The following is a 17,512-nucleotide window of genomic DNA, read 5'->3' as shown; positions in this document are numbered from 1 at the left end:
AATTCGTTTCTGCCTACAAAGTTCTTCATTTTTTTTTAGAAAATCGTCTTTTTTCATCTTTTTTTCTCATTTTTTTGCTCAATATACCGCTACTTTTAATTTTTTTTCCTACCTTTGCGCATAAAAGAAGCCTAATAAACAGAATGAAGTCAACTTCTATCCTGCCATGGCCAAACAAAAATCACGACCAAAACATAAAGTTCAGTTCATAAATGAAAAAGAAAATATTAATCCTTGATGACAAAGAGACCATCGCAAAGGTGCTCTCAATCTACTTGATGAGTGACTATGATGTTCAGTGGCTCCCCGACGGGCTACAGGGCGTAAAATGGCTTCAGGCCGGTAACACTCCCGACTTGATTATCTCCGACATCCGTATGCCAGGAATGCGAGGAGACGATTTTTTGGAGTGGATTAAGCAGAACGAGTTGTTCCGTCACATCCCAGTAATCATGTTATCAAGTGAAGATTCCACAAGTGAGCGAATTCGCCTATTGGAGATTGGTGCAGAAGACTATATTGTTAAGCCTTTCAATCCCATGGAGCTTAAAATTCGTGTGAAGAAGATTTTACCAAACTAATTTTGAGAAATCACATATAATATATGATAGGTGTTGTTTACTTAGGAAACAATCCAAAAACACAGGAAAAACTAAAATACATCCCAGGGCAGATGGTTCGTATAACCAATGCTTATAAGGATACTGCTCAATTGTGTACGCCTCACGTACGCAATGAGCATTTTATTGTGTTTTACGAACGTAGTGTCCGCAACGAAGACATCACCGCCATCACCTACCTTCGCAAGAAGTGCCACAATGTATATATCATTCTCCTTACCAATGCTATGACACCAAAGGAGCGTGATATTTATATGAAATGCGGTATCAATGATACCATAGAATGTGATGCGTCTGTTACGGCATTGAACAAGAAAATTCAGTTCATATCCGATCGTGAGAACATACTTTTCGATGACGAAAGCTCCAAACACAAAATTTTAAAATTCAAAATTCCACTTTGGAAACGTCTTTTCGATATTATATTCTCTAGCATTGCTATCATCCTGCTTTCACCTGTATTCATCCTTACTGCCATTGCCATTCGTTTGGAAAGCAAAGGACCGATTCTATTCAAATCGAAACGAGTAGGTACCAATTACACAGTATTCAACTTCCTTAAATTCCGTAGCATGTATGCAGATGCAGAGCGTCGATTAAAGGAATTAAGCAAAGATCATAACCAGTATGCAGAAAAGGATACTGATCAAAAAGAAGAGGCCGATAAGCAGAAGAATATTACAGCACCTTTGGGTGACGAGGCTGAGCAAGAAATGCTCACCATGGGTATGGAATCCGGCATGATGATTGGCGATGAAGAAGTGATGCTCATTGGAGACAACTACGTTGTAGCAGAAAGCGAATTCAACAAGAAGCGTGAAGAAGAGAATAATAACGCATTTGTTAAGATAGAAAATGACCCACGCATCACTAAGGTAGGTCGTTTCATCCGCAAATACAGCATTGACGAACTTCCACAGTTGTTTAACATCCTTCGAGGTGATATGTCTATTGTTGGCAATCGTCCGCTTCCTCTATATGAGGCAGAAAAGCTAACCGTTGACACCAGCATTGACCGTTTCATGGCCCCCGCGGGCCTTACCGGCCTTTGGCAAGTAGAAGAGCGCGGCAAAGGCGGCAATATGTCTGCCGAAGAGCGCAAACAACTTGACATCACGTATGGACAGACCTATAACTTCATGCTCGACATGAAGATTATATTCCGTACACTCTTTGCATTTATCCAGAAAGAAAACGTTTAAAAATTAGATTAACTAAATTGAGATGAAAAAAATCAAGAGACTACTATTGCTCTTAGTTCTAACTGGTGCAGGTACTGCCGCCCATGCTCAGTTGGACGAAAGTGGCATTAGCGCTGGATTCTTCGATTCCAGCGAAAACAACACGCTCAACTTTTCCACCTTCCATTTACCACCATTATCCGTGTTGTATGAAAACGCCAAACAGAATCCTCAGATTCTGTCGTTGGCAAAAGCGCAGGAGTTGGCACAGGCAGAAGTTGCCAAACAGAAGCGCCATATCTTTTCATACGTCACAGGTCATGCCAGCTATAGTTATGGTAAGGCCGATATGTGGGGAAACAGTTCGTCGGCTTATAGCCCGACACTATACCAATTTCAAGGAACCGAACAGAGTTATTGGAATGTTGGTGTCAATGTTGCCGTTCCATTGGAAGACATCCTTGACCTCAGCGCATCTGTTAAACGCAAGCGCATTGAGGCAGAACAGGCAAAATTAAAAAAAGACATTGAATTTGAAGATTTAAAAAAGGAAATTGGTATTCTTTATGTGACCATTACCAACAATTTGATTACTCTAAAGACCGCCAGTGAAAGTGCTGCAGCATACCAAGGTGCCGGCTCTTTGAATCAGGAAGATTTCCATCAGGGCAACATGACTATGGAAAACTATGCCTACACCAAGATGCATGAGCTCAGCGTAGTTCAGCAATACCAAACGCTTCAAACCAAACTGATGACAGACATCATCACTTTGGAAATTCTCTCTCGCACACCAATCATAACCAATGCTACAACAGACGTAACACTTGATGATACCATCCAGAAATCTGACAAGCAGATTGCTAAGGAGAACAAAGCTGTTGACAAGCGTATTGCAGAAGAAGTAAAAAATGAAGAGAAACGCTATCGCCAGTTAGAGAAAGCTGAACGCGAAGCACAGAAAAAAGCAGAACGCGAAGCTGCCAAAAACAACAAAAAGAAATAACATAACGCCTTACTAATATGGATTTATTCAGATATATCGTCAGATTTTTATATAAGATACGTTGGTATTTGGTTATCTTCCCCATGATAGCCCTTATCATAGCATGGTTCTCTACCCGCCACATGGACCGCGTTTACGACACTAATGCCACTATTTATACTGGTATGATTACCGGCTACAATATTGAAGGTGGTGTGGGTGTTGCAGGTGGCAATCCCCAAACCAACATCAATAACTTGATGCTCATCATCACTACAGAGACTACTATCAATGAGGTTTCCCTTCGTCTGTTTGCTCGTTGTATGATGTATGGCAATCCAAACAAAGACAACAACTACATCTCAGCCGAACACTTCCGTGAACTTGACGCCCAAGTTCCTGCAGAAGTCAAGGCATTGATTAACCGCAACAGCGAATCGGCATCCTATGCCAACCTAAAAGCATACGTTAAGCCCTCCCAAGACAACTACATCTTTGGCTTACTTAACTATCACCCATATTTCGGTGTAAACCAAATCACCTCACGCTTAAAAGTGGTACAATTAAATAATAGTGATATCATTGATATAGGTTATTCTGCCAACGATGCAGGTATCGCCTATAACACATTGGATATCTTGAACGAAGTCTTCGCTCGCCAATATCAGTTGATTCGTTTCGGTGAAACCAACAATGTCATCAAGTTCTTTGAGCGTGAGGTTGCTCGCCTCTATCGTATTCTGACAGGTGCAGAAGATGATCTCATTCGCTACAACGTTTCGAAACGCATCATCAACTATGGTGAACAGACCAAGCAGTTAAGTGGTTTGGAAGCCCAACAGCAGAATTTCCGCAACGACCAATTGATGGAATATACCACTTCAAAAGCCATTTTGGACTACTTGGAGCGTCATTTGGGCGATCGTGCCAAAGTAATCCGCGCAAACCAGAGTTTCACCAACGAAATCAAGGATATTTCACGTTTACAGTCACGTATCTCTAACCTTCGACTGATGAGCGGAGAAGGTGGTGACCTCAATAATGAGGCGCAGGAAGAACTGGCAAAAGCACAGAAAGAACTCCAAGCCACTACACAACGTGTTAGAAAACTCACCCACGACATTGAAGCTGGTAGTTACAGCACCGAAACTGGTGTTAAGGCTCAGCCAATGATTGATAAGTGGCTGGATCAAATGTTGACCATGGAAAAAGTGAAAGCACAGATGTCAGCAACAGATATCATGCAACAGAATCTCGATCGCCAATATCTGTTCTATTCTCCTATTGGTGCCACCTTGGACCGTAAAGCGCGTCATATTGGATTTGTGGAAGGAAACTATATGGAAATGCTGAAAGCTTTGAATGCAGCACGCCTGCGTCAGAAGAACTTGCAGATGAGTACCGCCACACTCCGTGTACTCAACCCACCGATGTTCCCTTTGAATGCACAGCCTACCAATCGTATCATGATTCTGTTGGGTGCATTTCTTCTGACCTTCATGCTGACAGCCTTATACTTCTTCATTATCGAATTGCTCGATCGTACACTTCGTGACCGTATGCGTTCAGAACGCATCACTAAAGTACCCGTCATGGGTTGTTTCCCACGCGAAAGCAATCTGCGCTATCGCCGCTTCAACAAGACCATTGCCGATATGTCATTGCGCCAGTTGAGCAAGGCACTGCTTCCCCATTTCAAGGAAGGTCAGCAGAATGTGTTAAACCTCATCTCTACCGACTCAGGTAATGGAAGGAGCTATCTCGCTCAGGAATTGGAAAACTATTGGATATCCATCGGTCTGCAAGTTCGCCGCCTTACCTACGACGAAGACTTCTTGGCAGAAGACAGTAAATTCATTATGGCAAACGGCATCAAAGACTTGTGCCCAGATATCTTGCCCGATGAGATAGCCATCATTGAGTACCCGAACCTCAACGACAACTCCATTGCACCAGCATTGCTAAACATGGGTACTGTCAACCTCATGGTAACTCGTGCCAATCGCACCTGGAAGGATGTCGATCAGAAAGCCTTGAAGGAAGTAGAGGCCATGCTGGACGAAGATCACAAGAACACACTCTATATGTATCTGACAGAGGCAAGCCGCTATGCTGTAGAAGAGTTTGTCGGTCAATTGCCACCTTATACTAAGTTCAACAACTTTGTATATCGCATGTCTCAGTTAGGATTGACAGCCACTGAAAACAACAAAGCCCTGTAAATACATGCAGAATAAGTTCGCAACCTATACGGACGGAAACGGAGGAAGAGCAATATTGCTCTTTCTCCTGTTTTCAGTAGCTATCTACCAATTTGTATCGGTAGGTATCGGTCCCTTTGCCATGATATGTCTATCGCCCTTGGTGATAGCAGCTATCTATATAGCATTCCGTTGGCGCACCGCCACTTTTTGGCTATTGTTTTTTCTCAACTATTTATTGCACTGGTTCAACACAAACGGATGGCTACCTGGTGGCATACCGCTGTCTTTCTATAACGAAGCATTGGAAATCGTTTTATTGGCCATTGCCATCATCGATGCCCGTAAATCTCCATGTTTTGAACGTACTGGAAACATGATGCTCTATGCATTGATGATTTGGTGTGGTTTTTGCACCTTGGAAATTTTCAATGATACCTGTAATCTTGGCATCAATGTTTATGCTTGGTACACTGGTGCCCGCCTCATGGCTTTCCAGATTCTCTATGCATTCTTAGTCTATATCATCTATATCGACAAGCCCAAAATACTCATATATTATTTGATATTTTGGGGCTCCCTCTCCTTATTCTCTGTTTTTTGGGTATGGAAACAGAAATATATAGGATTCACCTATGGTGAACATGCATGGATATATGGAAGAGGACGTAGTACACATATCATCCAAGGGGGAACACTTATACGTTATTTCTCAACACACAATGACGCAGCAAGTTTTGGTATTGGTATTGCCTCTACGGCTGTAGCATTCTTGATTTTTGCCTTAACCAACAAAGTAAAAAAATACCGTTATTTTTTCCTCATCACAGGCATTGCCTGCACCTGGGCTATGTTTCCGTCGGGCACCCGTACCGCTATTGTGTGTTTTGGCGCAGGCATTGCGTTCTATATTGTTTTAGCAAAATCTGTCAAACTGTCAGCCTTTGTGGGTATTACATTTGGCATTGCGTTTTTCATCTTAGCTTTTACCAACATCGGAAACAGCAACGGCTCAATCAGACGTATGCGCACAGCATTTGACAGAAGCGACGCCTCTTTAAATGTTCGTGATGTAAACAAGGAATCCATCAAGAAATATATCAAAGAAGCCCCTTGGGGAATTGGCATAGGTATGGAACGCGAAGAAGTACCTGCCAATAACAAATACCGCATCTTGACTGAAATTCCACCAGACTCAGAATATGTATATATTTGGGTACGTACAGGAAAGATAGGTATCATAACTTTCGTATTGACCACGCTCATCATGTTAGGTGGAGCATGCTGGACAGTCCTGTTTAGGATAAACAGCCCATCCATGCGAGGTATTGGTGCAGGATTATGTTGCGCCTTTGTCTCCATCCAATTAGGAGGATATGCTAACCAAATATTGATGAACTTCCCCAACTGCTTTCTCTTCTATGGAGGTCTCAGTATGGTGTATGCATTACCCTTTATGGAGAAGGAATGGATAGCCTTCGAAAACGAAGAGTTAGCCAAACAAGCAGAGCGCAAGCGTCTGAAATTAGAAAAGAAAAAAGCATCAAGAGTATAAACACAAGCGTATAAGACACCTTTGGAACCCGTCATATCTATCATCACTATCAATTACAACGGACTCGACGACATCTGTTCGCTAATTGACACCATCCCCTTTGATGATTATCCATTAGAGGTGATAGTGGTAGATAATGCTTCCCGTGATGATGAAGCCACTATTATCGAACACCGTTATCCTCAAGTTAGGGTAATTAGAAGTAATAAGAATCTTGGGTTCGCTGGTGGAAACAATCTCGGTATCAGAGCAGCAAAAGGACAATTTCTTTTTTTTGTCAATAACGATACTGTGTTCTTTCGTGAGGGCAAAGTCAAAGTGAATCTTCAAGCCTTGGTCAATCGTTTTGCCTCATCTTCTAAGATTGGAGCTATATGCCCAAAAATACGTTTCTTTTGGGACGATGCACCCATTCAATTTGCAGGCTACACTCCCCTGTCATCCATCACCATGCGCAACAGTGCTATCGGCTATGATGAGCAAGATCATGGACAATATAATACAGCCCATCCAACACCCTATGCCCATGGGGCTGCTATGATGGTCAAGCGTGAAGTTATTGCCCAAGTTGGAATGATGCCAGAATGTTACTTCCTTTATTATGAGGAATTAGACTGGAGTATAATGATACGTCGGGCTGGCTATGAGATTTGGTATGACCCTGTCGTTACAGTCTTTCATAAGGAAAGTCGCGCCACAGGACAAAGCTCGCCACTTCGCATGTATTACATTACACGCAACCGTTTGCTGTTCGTCAAGAGGAATTATTCTGGTTTCAAGGGGCTCTGCTCAAAATTGTATTTAATCGGCATTGTAGCACCCAAGGATATGTTGCTATCGCTCCTTCATGGCAAGTTGCGTCATGCACTATCCGTAATCAATGGCATTGTTGACTATATAAAACTTTAGATTATGGACATCTGGACACTCTTATACTTCTGTGACATCACATTATTCTGTCTAATATCATTTACGGTGATATATATGACGATTTTCACTTTGGCAGCAATGTTGCCAAAGCGTCATTACACCCAGAAAGTGAAACATCAGAACCGTTTCATCATTCTTATACCTTCATACCGCAATAGTAACGTAGAGCAAACAGTAGCCTCGGCATTAGGTCAGAGTTATCCTCAACGGTTATTTGATATCACTGTCATATCAGATCACAACAACGAGATGACCAATTTCCATTTGGCACAGCAACCTATAACACTACTCACCCCCAATTTCCGAGAAAGCAATAAGGCAAAGTATTTCCAATTGGCCATTTCAAATCTGCCCCAATTCAAGCTCTACGATGTCGTTATAATTCTTGAAGCTGGCAACATCATTGAGTCTGATTTCCTGGAAAAGATCAATACCGCCTACGAGAATGCAGGCACGAGAGCTCTTCAGGCACATCGTGTCTCAAGAAACAGCAAGAGTCAAGTATCACAGATGGCTGCTATTTTTGAAGAAATCAACAACACCATATTCCGTAGAGGACACAATCGTTTGGGATTATCTGCCAGTCTTTGTATGTCAGGAATGGCGTTTGATTTCGAATGGTTCAAATCTACAATTCTCCAATCTAAGGCCAGTTGGGATGATAAGAATTTAGAGTCTATTCTACTCCAACAACACGTATTTGTGGAATATGTGGAAGACCTTTATGTCTATGACGAAAAGCCACAACATGCAGAAGACTTCAACCGTCAACGTGGTCAATGGATAAAAAGCCAGTTCGTTACACTACTCAAGAACATCCATCATCTTCCTTGGGCAATACTGACTCGCCAATACGACTTGGCAGACAAGATTATACAATGGATGCTGATGCCTCGTATGGTGTTGATGGGACTTGTTGTAATAATGAGCGCCATTCTCCCATTCATCTATATGTCATTGGCATTGAAATGGTGGGCATTATTTGCCTTTGTTCTATTTATCTTTGCTTTAGCAACACCAGACTATCTTGTTGACGAGAATTGGAGTCGCTCTTCTCTTAAATCACCCTTGATACTCATGAGGTGCATTCCTGGTCTTTCAAAGATAGCCGATTTTATAGATTACCTCGACAAAAAGTTTCATCATACAAAACGATAAACTCCCTATACCATGTGGACTATCATACATATCATTGACCTTGCGTTATGGATTTTCATAGCGCCTTCTGTCATTTATGTATTATTCTATGCCATCGTATCCTTGTTTCATCACAAAAAAAATAAAACTACCATAACAGAGGTACAACACACCTATTTGGTATTATTCCCTGCCTATCATGAAGATGCAGTTATAGTATCATCCATCAAAAGTTTTCTGGAACAAACCTACCCGAAGACAAATTATGATGTTGCTGTCATTTCTGACCACATGACAAAGAGCACCAACGATGCCTTGCTTGCGCTCCCCATCACGCTCCATCGACCTATATTCTATAAGAGTAGTAAAGCAAGAGCATTACAATATGCTATTTCAGAAACTAGGAAACAGTACGACCATGTGGTCATTTTAGATGCTGACAATGTGGTTCATGCTGATTTCCTTGAGCGTCTTAACGCTGTTTGTTGTCAAGGTTATGATTTCGTTCAATGTCATCGTTGCGCAAAGAATAGCGACAACGACATAGCTGCACTTGAAGGAACAAGTGAAGAAATCAACAATACCATTTTCCGTAAAGCCCATAACATAATAGGAATGTCGTCAGCATTAATCGGTTCTGGCATGTGTTTCCGTTTTGAATGGTTCAAAAATCATGTATCCAAACTACAAACTGCAGTAGAAGACCGCGAATTAGAAGCCATGCTCATGCAAGAAAATATTTTCATCAAGTATGAGGCAACTATCCATGTTTATGATGAGAAGGTATCTAATCAAGATAACTTCCGTCGCCAGCGTCTTCGTTGGATGACTGGTCAGATACAAAGTCTTTTGTTCATGCTCCCTTATTTACCCAAGGCTTTTATAAAAGGGAACATCAACTATATTGACAAGACCCTACAACAGCTACTGATACCCCGTTCTATACTTTTAGCAACAATACCTGTTGTTGCAGTCATAATGACCTGCGTCTGTTGGCAATGGGGACTTCGTTGGTGGGCATTGTTTATTGCGTTGATTATAGCCCTCTTGATAGCCATTCCTCGCCATCTCCGCACAAGAGCTATCTTCGGAAAAATCATCTCATTTTTCAGGCTTACAGGCAGTATGCTTCAAAACCTGACGAAGATAAACATCAAAAGTAATGATTTCATTCACACCTCACACCATAAATAAAGCCCAATGGCAGAAAGAATCCACAAAAGTATATTGAATGCGAAAGTAAATCTCGTTTTTTACTTTCTCTCTTTATTCTTTGCTTTCTTTTCTAGGAAAATATTCTTAGATTGCTTAGGGGTAGACTTTATTGGACTAACAGGAACACTTGGAAATATATTAGGTTACCTCAATCTTGCAGAACTTGGGATTTCTGCATCTGTAGGATATTTTCTCTTTAAGCCACTTCAATCAAATAATAGAGAGGAAATACAAGAAATTCTTTCCGTTTTAGGATTCTTATATCGAAAAATTGGAATAATCATTCTCTTTGCTGGTATTTCTGTCAGCCTATTCTTTCCTCTTATCTTTTCCAAAGCAGGTCTAAGCTTCTACATTATTTATTTCTCTTTCTATTCTTTTTTAGGCTCTGCCCTTATAGGATACTTTATTAACTTTAGGCAAATTCTATTGTCTGCAGACCAAAAAAATTATCTAGTTGCGATATATTACCAGAGTGCCAATCTATGTAAAATAGCCTTGCAGATATTCTTAGCATATACCTATAAGAACTTGTTCGTATGGGTATTCGTCGAATTCTTATTCGGTATCATAGGTTGCATTATCCTTAATTGGAAAATCAACAAAGAATACCCTTGGCTCAATGTCAATATCAATAACGGCAAGGCATTATTGAAGAAATACCCAAATATAACAGGAAAAACCAGACAAATATTCATTCATAAGATTAAAGACTTCTTGCTTATAAAAAGCGACGAGTTGTTCATCTTTATATTCGTTTCATTGAAAATGGTTGCCCTCTATGGCAATTACCTTATTATCTTCTCAAAACTCATATCATTATTTAATTCCATTACCAATAGTATTGGAGCAAGTGTAGGCAATCTTGTTGCAGAAGGGCATCGCCCACACATCATCAATGTCTTTTGGCAAATCACAGCCCTTCATCATTTCGTTGCAGCAACATTATGCTATTCCTTATACAACTTCACAGAACCATTTATCTATCATTGGTTAGGATCATCATATATTATGGACCATAACATTTTGATATTACTTGTTATCTTTATTTATATTACCAATTCCAGAAACTCGGTAGATAATTTTAATTATGCCTATGGTCTTTATGCTGACGTGTGGTCAGCATGGGCAGAACTAACCATAAATATAAGCATTACCATAATTTGTGGATTAAAATGGGGAATCATAGGAATACTATTAGGTAAGATTACTAGTCTTTTATTGATAGTTGTAATCTGGAAGCCATGTTATTTGTACCATTCAGGCTTTAAGGAGCCCATTTTCAACTATTGGAAATCTGTGACAAGAAACTATATTGTTTCATTGATTGCCATCATTATACCAACATGCTTGACGAGGCTTTTACCAATTGATCCGTATCAAAATATCGGCACATGGGTTTTATACGCTTTATCGGGAATGGCAATATATTTTGTAATTTCTATTCCATCCTATTGTATTTGTGTAAAAGGAACCAAAGATTGCCTGCATAGATTTATACACAAATAAGTAATCTCAATCGTATATTGAAAAAAATCAGAAACGATAATTATTTTCGTCAATATTAGACTATATCTCACAGATAATCATTAACTTTGCATTAAAAGTTGAATTGATATCATATAAAGTTTATGAAATTTTCGATTATTACTATTAACTACAACAATGTGGAAGGTCTCCGCAACACTGTCAAAAGTGTTGTAAATCAAACATATACTGATTACGAATTCATAATCATTGATGGTGGTTCAACAGACGGAAGCGTTGAGGTCATAAAAGAATACGCCAACATAATCACGTATTGGGTATCAGAACCTGACAAGGGTATCTACAATGCCATGAACAAGGGTATTGAGGTTGCCAATGGAGAATATCTTAATTTCATGAATTCTGGAGATTGTTTTTATAATAATGATGTATTACAGAAAGTGGCAGATTATCATCTTGAAAAAGATATGATTGTCGGTCATGATTACCATTATAATGAAGATCTGAAACTTGGTCATGTATCATTGGAGCCCATGCGACTTTCCATGATTACGTTTTACGAAGAAACCCTTGCCCATCAAAGTACATTTTTTAAGAAATGTTTATTTCAAGAATATCAATATGACGAATCATACAAATTCGTTTCAGATTGGATTTTCTATTTAAGAAAAATCGTAGCAGAAGAAAAGACAGTAATCTTTATTCCAGACATTATCTGTAAACGAGAAGCTGGAGGTATCACAGAACGTCAAAACGCAAAAAGTCAAGAAGAAAAGCGGCAGTATCTGAAGAATTTCCTGGCTCCTGGTGTGTATAAAGACTACGCATCTTTATCTAAGATTGACAAAATAACCCTATATAAATTCTTTTCTCTCTGTAATGAAGAAAAAAACGTCAAGATGATTAGATTCTGTATCAAAGTGATTTATCGTATATCAAAATTCTTCAAATAAAGCCATGAAATCTATTGTTGTTATATTCCCCTATTTCGGAAAGTTACCTCCACAATACGATATTTGGAGGGCGTCAGCTATACGCAATCCAAGTGTTGACTTTATGTTCTTTACCGATGCAGAAATAGCACCATATAAGAATATTATCGTCCACAAAATGAGATTTGAGGACTTTCGTATAATTGTTCAAAAGGCATTCGATTTTCAGATTATATTAGATAGGCCATACAAGCTTTGCGAATATAAACCAGCTTATGGCTATATCCTAAAAGATTACATCAAACAATATGATTTTTGGGGATTTGGTGACTTAGACCTTGTATATGGAAATATACGCACTTTTATTACTGATGAGGTATTAAAATACAAGTTTATATTAGGATGGGGACATCTTTCTCTTTTCAGAAATGATTCTGACACCAATGAATATTTTATGAAAGAAGAAAATGGTTTCCAAAAATATACTGATGCATATACAACAAGAAACATTACATTCTTCGATGAGTTTGACCATATGGGGTGTAGCGACAAATGGAAAGCATGCCGCCCAAATGATTGTTGGCTAGAGACTCCATTTGACAACGTCTCAAAGCCCAAACAAGCTTTTCATTTCAACAGTTTAACGCGAGGATGGCAACAAGTATTGTTTGAACACGATGGTCAACATTTGTACATGATTCGCATAGTCAATGGGAAAATCGAAAAGAAAGAGTCTCTCTATGCACATTTCCAACATAGGGCATTCATGAAAGATAAAATTTCAGATTACAATCACTTTCTGATTACCCCTACATCAATGATTGATTTTCCCAAACACATGATAAAATTCCATTTGTTATTTTATAGCAGGAAACGAACCTTTAGGACAAAACTTGCACAATGGAAAGACCGCATTATATGGAAATTAAACTTAGGACACTATAAATAAACAACTAATGAAGATAGCAATACTTACTTCTGGTATCTTACCTGTTCCTGCCGTACGAGGAGGAGCTGTGGAAAACCTCATTGATTTTTACCTTGAATACAATGAAGTTCACCATTTGCACGATATTACAGTATATAGTATAGATGATCAACAAGTGCACGGTCATCGCGCTCTATCTTCACGCAATAATCATTATCATTTCATCAAAACTGATACGCTTTGGGCTAAAATATGCAAAAGAATGTATCATCTATTCAACCATAAAAATGAATATTACAATTACAATATAGAGTATTTCCTATACAAATCCATAAAACATATTCGTCGTAATCATTACGATGCTATTATTCTTGAGAACAGACCTGGTTATGCTCTAAAACTCAAAAAGCTAACAGACTCAAAACTCATATATCATCTTCATAACGATAACTTAAATAGCAATACATACAAAAGCCAAGAGTTGTATCATCTTGCCACAAGTATTATCACCGTTTCTGACTATATAAGAATGAGAATACTAACAATAAATGCTTCTGACAGCAAAAGTGTTGTTGTACATAATGGAATTGATTTATCTAGTTTTTCTCATTGCAACAAACTTTTGTATGAAAGAAAAGATTTTGGTATAAGCGAAGGAGATTTCATCGTTGTATTTTCCGGACGACTAACTGAAGAAAAAGGTATTCTTCAGTTGATTACAGCATTCCATAAACTCACCAAGTACTCTAAAATCAAACTTCTAATTGTGGGAGGATCATTTTATGGACGAAACAAGGATGATAACATGTTCGTCAAAAAATTAAAAGAAAAAGCATACAACATTCAAGACAAGATTATATTTACAGGATTTAAGCCATATCATGACGTTCCGTCCATATTAGCATTGGCAGATGTTGCTGTTCTTCCTTCTATCTGGAACGAACCTTTTGGTCTCACATTGGTAGAAGCCATGGCAATGGGGCTTCCCATCGTTTCGACATCTCAGGGAGGTATTCCTGAGGTATTAACACCAGATTGTTCAATTGTACTTGACAAGAACGACCAGTTACCAGATAATATTGCGACCAGTATTCTGTCTTTATATAACAATCCAAAACAGAGAGCAAAAATGTCAAAAGCCTCAATAAGGCAATCAAAACTGTTTGACAAAGAGAAATATGCAAAACAATTCTTTGCTACTATCGATTGTTATTCATAAACCTCAAAAAACTATCTGTTTTACCATTCGATTTTTATTCAAAAGCCATGACAACACAAAGCCACCAATCAAAGCACACATAAACTGTAATATACTTACAACGCTCGTGTTCTCAAATATAGGATAAAAAGCCGCCATACGATGAGCGATGTCCTTTCCTAATACAATAAATGGTATTTCCATACAGAAAATCGTCAAGGAATGTCTTCCTAACAAGACAAGAGGAATCCGACACACTTTCGATTTTTCAAGCAGCAAAGCCAAATTAGTAAGAATCATACATCCAGCAAAACCTGCTACTAAAAAAAGAGATAGACTATTGCCATATTCTCTCACTGAAATATTCACACCTTCAGTAAATCTCAAAGCAAAAACATAAATAATAGCACATATTAACACCAGCCACTTTTCTGTAAGTAAATTTCGCACTTTAATTTCATATCCAAGAATCATAAAGATAGTAAGAAGTGGTGCAGTATCTATACTCCATGGTAATAGTACTGGTAAATGTGACATGGCAACAGACGCCAGAAAATAAACAGCCAGAACAATATATTTATATTTAAAGAAACGAAGATAAACAGCATAGAGCAAATAACATAGTGACATACAAGTCAGAAACCACAGCGGAAAGTTTCCTACTATAAAGAGTCTATAAATATCATCCGTTCCAATTGGAAAGAAACAATACCTTGAATAAACAATACCAGAAATAGCTCGCAAAGAAAAGTCATTAAATATCAACAGCAACAATACGCTAAAGAAGAAGTATGGTTTAAGTAATTTTGGCAACTTTTTAACGACAGTTATAAACCGAAATTTCTCTTCTTGATTGAATGAAAACGTATAACCCGAACAAAAGAAGAATATTGGAATCACAAAAAAAGAGGAGAAAGTCACCCATTGATAACTTTCTACATGATTTAACAATACAAAAAGAATACCAATACCTTTTGCAATATCTATGAATTCAAGTCGTTTCTTCATTTTTCTCTTGCCTTATCTTTCTCAAACACTTTGGCGGGAATGGCTGTTTGCCGGATGCCATACGCACCTTCAATCACATCAGTTCCCCATGCTGTCGGCGTCTTCCAATCACGATGATCTACCATATCAAGCCAAGCATTCTCTTGGTTATTTCCTGTCCATGACCAAGGCATAAAACCATAATCCAACTGATGACATGTTTTTAGGATTGTACGATGGTCGGCCTTACAACCGAGATTATTTTTGCCATCATTATAGTTGTAGCCAAACTCACCAACGATCAAAGGCAATTGTTTATTCTTGGCTTCTGTCAGTTTATTGATAATTTTTTGGGAGTCATTCCACGAACCATACATGTGGACAGAAAATAAAATATTGTGCAAAGGGTCGCAGTCTATAAGTTGCTGACCACCTTTTAATATGGGTAAAATATTCTGTCCCCAACCTGGAGCATCAACGACCAACGTCGTTTTGAAGCCAGCTTCACGAAGTAATGCGATAGCCTTTTCATAGCTTTTCTGCCAATGTTTCGTGGTAACACGATGAGCGCCCCACTCGTTTGCAATATTGATGAGCAGAAAGCGTTCGTAACGCATCAGTACAGTTTTGACATCTTCACGAGCATAGTATCGCGCCATATCGAGCAGCCGTTCGCCCGACGAGTTTCCCGTTACATCGTGAAGTTCCATCATCGGAATCATCTTCAGGGCTATGCAACGCTCTATGACGCGTTCCAATTCTGCGGCTTGCCCCCTTGTGTGCCATACGATACGTAGCGTATTAGCTCCTGTAGCAGCAATATCATCAAGTGCTTGATAGGCTTTTTCACCTAACCAGGCATGCGGGTTGTTGACACCCGCAATAATAAAAGGTTGTCCTGCGGCATCAATCAGTTGTGTTTTTTGGACATGAAAGTATTCTTGCGCATGACCATCAACACCAAGAATTGTCATTAGAATGGTTAGCAGTATTGACTTCATTGTTTCAGAAAAATATCTTGATTGTGATCTTTTTTATTATTTCTATTTTGCAAATTTACGAAAAAGGTTGAAAATAAAAAAATTTTGGGCAATTAATACGATTCTACCTTATAAATACTTCTGTTTGATGTAATTGACAATAAGAAATTTTGGAGTCAGCAATCGCCTTGGTATTACAACAATTATTCTTGGGACAGGATAGAATGTGGAAAGCGAAACGTTAATTAGACTCAAAGGCAAGAATATCATTCTGTAAATATATCAAACACGTCTTGTATTAATATTGTAAGGTTATTATACTTATATTGCACAAAATGGTGATATGAAGGACTCTGCTGTGGCTTTGCATGATTTTTATGGTTTGACCTGTAGTTGAGCCTATGAAGATGGGACTGTTGGGTGTGTTCCAGGTTGTTTTTGGGGTGGACAGAGGATTATCTCTGTTGGTTATGTGGGGGATAACTCGGTTATTTAGGTGGAAAACAAGGCATTAAAAGCCCGTGGAGGGCTTTCTGCAGGGTTGAATCATAGTGACCCACGGAATGGACGAAATGGTTTTATTCGCCGTAAAAATGCTCAGTGTGGACTGGAAATGCGGGGTTCTACCTCGGCAGATTTGAGACAAAAGGCATTGTGCTGGTTTGTGGTTGCTGAAGGGTGTACCACCAGCCATGATGGTGGCATTTCGTCGAGTTTTCGATAGATTCTCGCTATTTACTCGATCGACATTCGTTGCTCTTTCGTTCGTTTTTCGCTTGTTCCTCGTTCGGTTCTCGTTCGGTCTTCGATAGACTAACGACTAAGCAACGAGAGACGAACGAGAGACGAACGAGGACCTAACGAGAAGTCAACGAGAACCGAACGAGAACCGAACGAGAAGCAATCGAGAAGCAATCGAGAAACCGTGGCTTTCTGTCGTGACCTGATGGCATGTAAATCTGTTGGTTTTGTAAACATAATCAGTATTTTAATTGTTGAATTATTTGTTTGATTTTTGGTTTAAGGGTATCTTTCTTATTTTTAGAAATCATCCTCGGCTTGAAATACAAAGATACAACATGACACCCCCGGAATGCAAGAGTTTTGGCAGCTTTAATTATATATTTAACACTATTTAACTTTATTATAGATATTTTTGTTTTCAAACTCGTATA

15 protein-coding genes are annotated in these 17,512 nt (G+C 39.0%); 12 read left to right on the top strand and 3 right to left on the bottom strand.

What is annotated here, in order from left to right:
* Nucleotides 1-212 precede the first annotated feature (212 nt).
* The 12 genes from CIK88_RS08920 to CIK88_RS08865 all read left to right on the top strand — a co-directional run bounded on the left by CIK88_RS08920 (nucleotide 213) and on the right by CIK88_RS08865 (nucleotide 14,391).
* Nucleotides 213-581, top strand: a complete 369-nt coding sequence (locus CIK88_RS08920; protein ID WP_027449457.1) for a response regulator transcription factor — start codon at nucleotides 213-215, stop codon at nucleotides 579-581.
* A 23-nt stretch (nucleotides 582-604) separates the two neighbouring features.
* Nucleotides 605-1,822 carry a sugar transferase gene (locus CIK88_RS08915; protein ID WP_094389420.1) on the top strand — a complete coding sequence of 406 codons (1,218 nt, stop codon included), beginning with the start codon at nucleotides 605-607 and terminating at the stop codon, nucleotides 1,820-1,822.
* 22 nt (nucleotides 1,823-1,844) lie between these two features.
* Entirely contained in the window at nucleotides 1,845-2,807 is a 963-nt protein-coding gene (locus CIK88_RS08910) for a TolC family protein (RefSeq protein ID WP_094389421.1), read from the top strand.
* Between the two features lie 17 nt (nucleotides 2,808-2,824).
* Nucleotides 2,825-5,008: a hypothetical protein gene (locus CIK88_RS08905; RefSeq protein ID WP_094435957.1), complete on the top strand. Its 2,184-nt coding sequence runs from the start codon at nucleotides 2,825-2,827 to the stop codon at nucleotides 5,006-5,008.
* Nucleotides 5,009-5,012: 4 nt separating this feature from the next.
* The gene (locus CIK88_RS08900) at nucleotides 5,013-6,542 is read left to right on the top strand and encodes an O-antigen ligase family protein (protein WP_094435955.1); all 1,530 of its coding nucleotides are present in this window, start codon (nucleotides 5,013-5,015) and stop codon (nucleotides 6,540-6,542) included.
* Between the two features lie 21 nt (nucleotides 6,543-6,563).
* Nucleotides 6,564-7,451 (top strand): glycosyltransferase family 2 protein, encoded by an 888-nt coding sequence (locus CIK88_RS08895; RefSeq protein ID WP_094435953.1) that lies wholly within the window; start codon nucleotides 6,564-6,566, stop codon nucleotides 7,449-7,451.
* Nucleotides 7,452-7,526: 75 nt separating this feature from the next.
* Nucleotides 7,527-8,630, top strand: coding sequence for a glycosyltransferase family 2 protein (locus tag CIK88_RS08890; protein WP_158214669.1), 1,104 nt, complete (start codon nucleotides 7,527-7,529; stop codon nucleotides 8,628-8,630).
* A 12-nt stretch (nucleotides 8,631-8,642) separates the two neighbouring features.
* Nucleotides 8,643-9,803 carry a glycosyltransferase family 2 protein gene (locus tag CIK88_RS08885; RefSeq protein ID WP_094389426.1) on the top strand — a complete coding sequence of 387 codons (1,161 nt, stop codon included), beginning with the start codon at nucleotides 8,643-8,645 and terminating at the stop codon, nucleotides 9,801-9,803.
* A gap of 6 nt (nucleotides 9,804-9,809) precedes the next feature.
* Entirely contained in the window at nucleotides 9,810-11,333 is a 1,524-nt protein-coding gene (locus CIK88_RS08880) for a lipopolysaccharide biosynthesis protein (RefSeq protein WP_094435949.1), read from the top strand.
* Between the two features lie 122 nt (nucleotides 11,334-11,455).
* Nucleotides 11,456-12,265 (top strand): glycosyltransferase family 2 protein, encoded by an 810-nt coding sequence (locus tag CIK88_RS08875; protein ID WP_094435947.1) that lies wholly within the window; start codon nucleotides 11,456-11,458, stop codon nucleotides 12,263-12,265.
* Nucleotides 12,266-12,269: 4 nt separating this feature from the next.
* Nucleotides 12,270-13,193 carry a DUF6625 family protein gene (locus CIK88_RS08870; protein ID WP_094390465.1) on the top strand — a complete coding sequence of 308 codons (924 nt, stop codon included), beginning with the start codon at nucleotides 12,270-12,272 and terminating at the stop codon, nucleotides 13,191-13,193.
* 7 nt (nucleotides 13,194-13,200) lie between these two features.
* A complete protein-coding gene (locus CIK88_RS08865) occupies nucleotides 13,201-14,391 on the top strand; it encodes a glycosyltransferase family 4 protein (RefSeq protein ID WP_094390464.1) in 1,191 nt (396 codons plus the stop codon).
* Between the two features lie 3 nt (nucleotides 14,392-14,394).
* Here the strand turns inward: CIK88_RS08865 and CIK88_RS08860 are convergent, their stop codons facing one another.
* From CIK88_RS08860 to CIK88_RS12500, 3 genes are all read right to left on the bottom strand, one after another.
* Complete coding sequence (locus tag CIK88_RS08860) at nucleotides 14,395-15,378, bottom strand: acyltransferase family protein (protein ID WP_094390463.1); 984 nt, start codon at nucleotides 15,376-15,378, stop codon at nucleotides 14,395-14,397.
* Nucleotides 15,375-16,358 (bottom strand): cellulase family glycosylhydrolase, encoded by a 984-nt coding sequence (locus CIK88_RS08855; protein WP_094390462.1) that lies wholly within the window; start codon nucleotides 16,356-16,358, stop codon nucleotides 15,375-15,377. The genes CIK88_RS08860 and CIK88_RS08855 overlap by 4 nt, the downstream gene beginning before the upstream one ends.
* Nucleotides 16,359-17,317: 959 nt before the next feature.
* On the bottom strand, nucleotides 17,318-17,512 hold a 195-nt coding region (locus CIK88_RS12500), incomplete at its 5' end, for a hypothetical protein (protein WP_216820880.1).

Origin of the sequence: Prevotella sp. P5-50 (assembly GCF_002251295.1) — a bacterium.
Classification (GTDB): Bacteria; Bacteroidota; Bacteroidia; order Bacteroidales; family Bacteroidaceae; genus Prevotella.
The sequence above is the reverse complement of the archived record's forward strand: the minus strand, read 5'-3'. Positions and strand labels throughout refer to the sequence as shown.

Coding starts and splice junctions, on each gene's coding strand:
- CIK88_RS08920 (WP_027449457.1), top strand. CDS start 213: ATGAAAAAGAAAATATTAATCCTTGATGACAAAGAGACCATCGCAAAG.
- CIK88_RS08915 (WP_094389420.1), top strand. CDS start 605: ATGATAGGTGTTGTTTACTTAGGAAACAATCCAAAAACACAGGAAAAA.
- CIK88_RS08910 (WP_094389421.1), top strand. CDS start 1,845: ATGAAAAAAATCAAGAGACTACTATTGCTCTTAGTTCTAACTGGTGCA.
- CIK88_RS08905 (WP_094435957.1), top strand. CDS start 2,825: ATGGATTTATTCAGATATATCGTCAGATTTTTATATAAGATACGTTGG.
- CIK88_RS08900 (WP_094435955.1), top strand. CDS start 5,013: ATGCAGAATAAGTTCGCAACCTATACGGACGGAAACGGAGGAAGAGCA.
- CIK88_RS08890 (WP_158214669.1), top strand. CDS start 7,527: ATGACGATTTTCACTTTGGCAGCAATGTTGCCAAAGCGTCATTACACC.
- CIK88_RS08885 (WP_094389426.1), top strand. CDS start 8,643: ATGTGGACTATCATACATATCATTGACCTTGCGTTATGGATTTTCATA.
- CIK88_RS08880 (WP_094435949.1), top strand. CDS start 9,810: ATGGCAGAAAGAATCCACAAAAGTATATTGAATGCGAAAGTAAATCTC.
- CIK88_RS08875 (WP_094435947.1), top strand. CDS start 11,456: ATGAAATTTTCGATTATTACTATTAACTACAACAATGTGGAAGGTCTC.
- CIK88_RS08870 (WP_094390465.1), top strand. CDS start 12,270: ATGAAATCTATTGTTGTTATATTCCCCTATTTCGGAAAGTTACCTCCA.
- CIK88_RS08865 (WP_094390464.1), top strand. CDS start 13,201: ATGAAGATAGCAATACTTACTTCTGGTATCTTACCTGTTCCTGCCGTA.
- CIK88_RS08860 (WP_094390463.1), bottom strand. CDS start 15,378: ATGAAGAAACGACTTGAATTCATAGATATTGCAAAAGGTATTGGTATT.
- CIK88_RS08855 (WP_094390462.1), bottom strand. CDS start 16,358: ATGAAGTCAATACTGCTAACCATTCTAATGACAATTCTTGGTGTTGAT.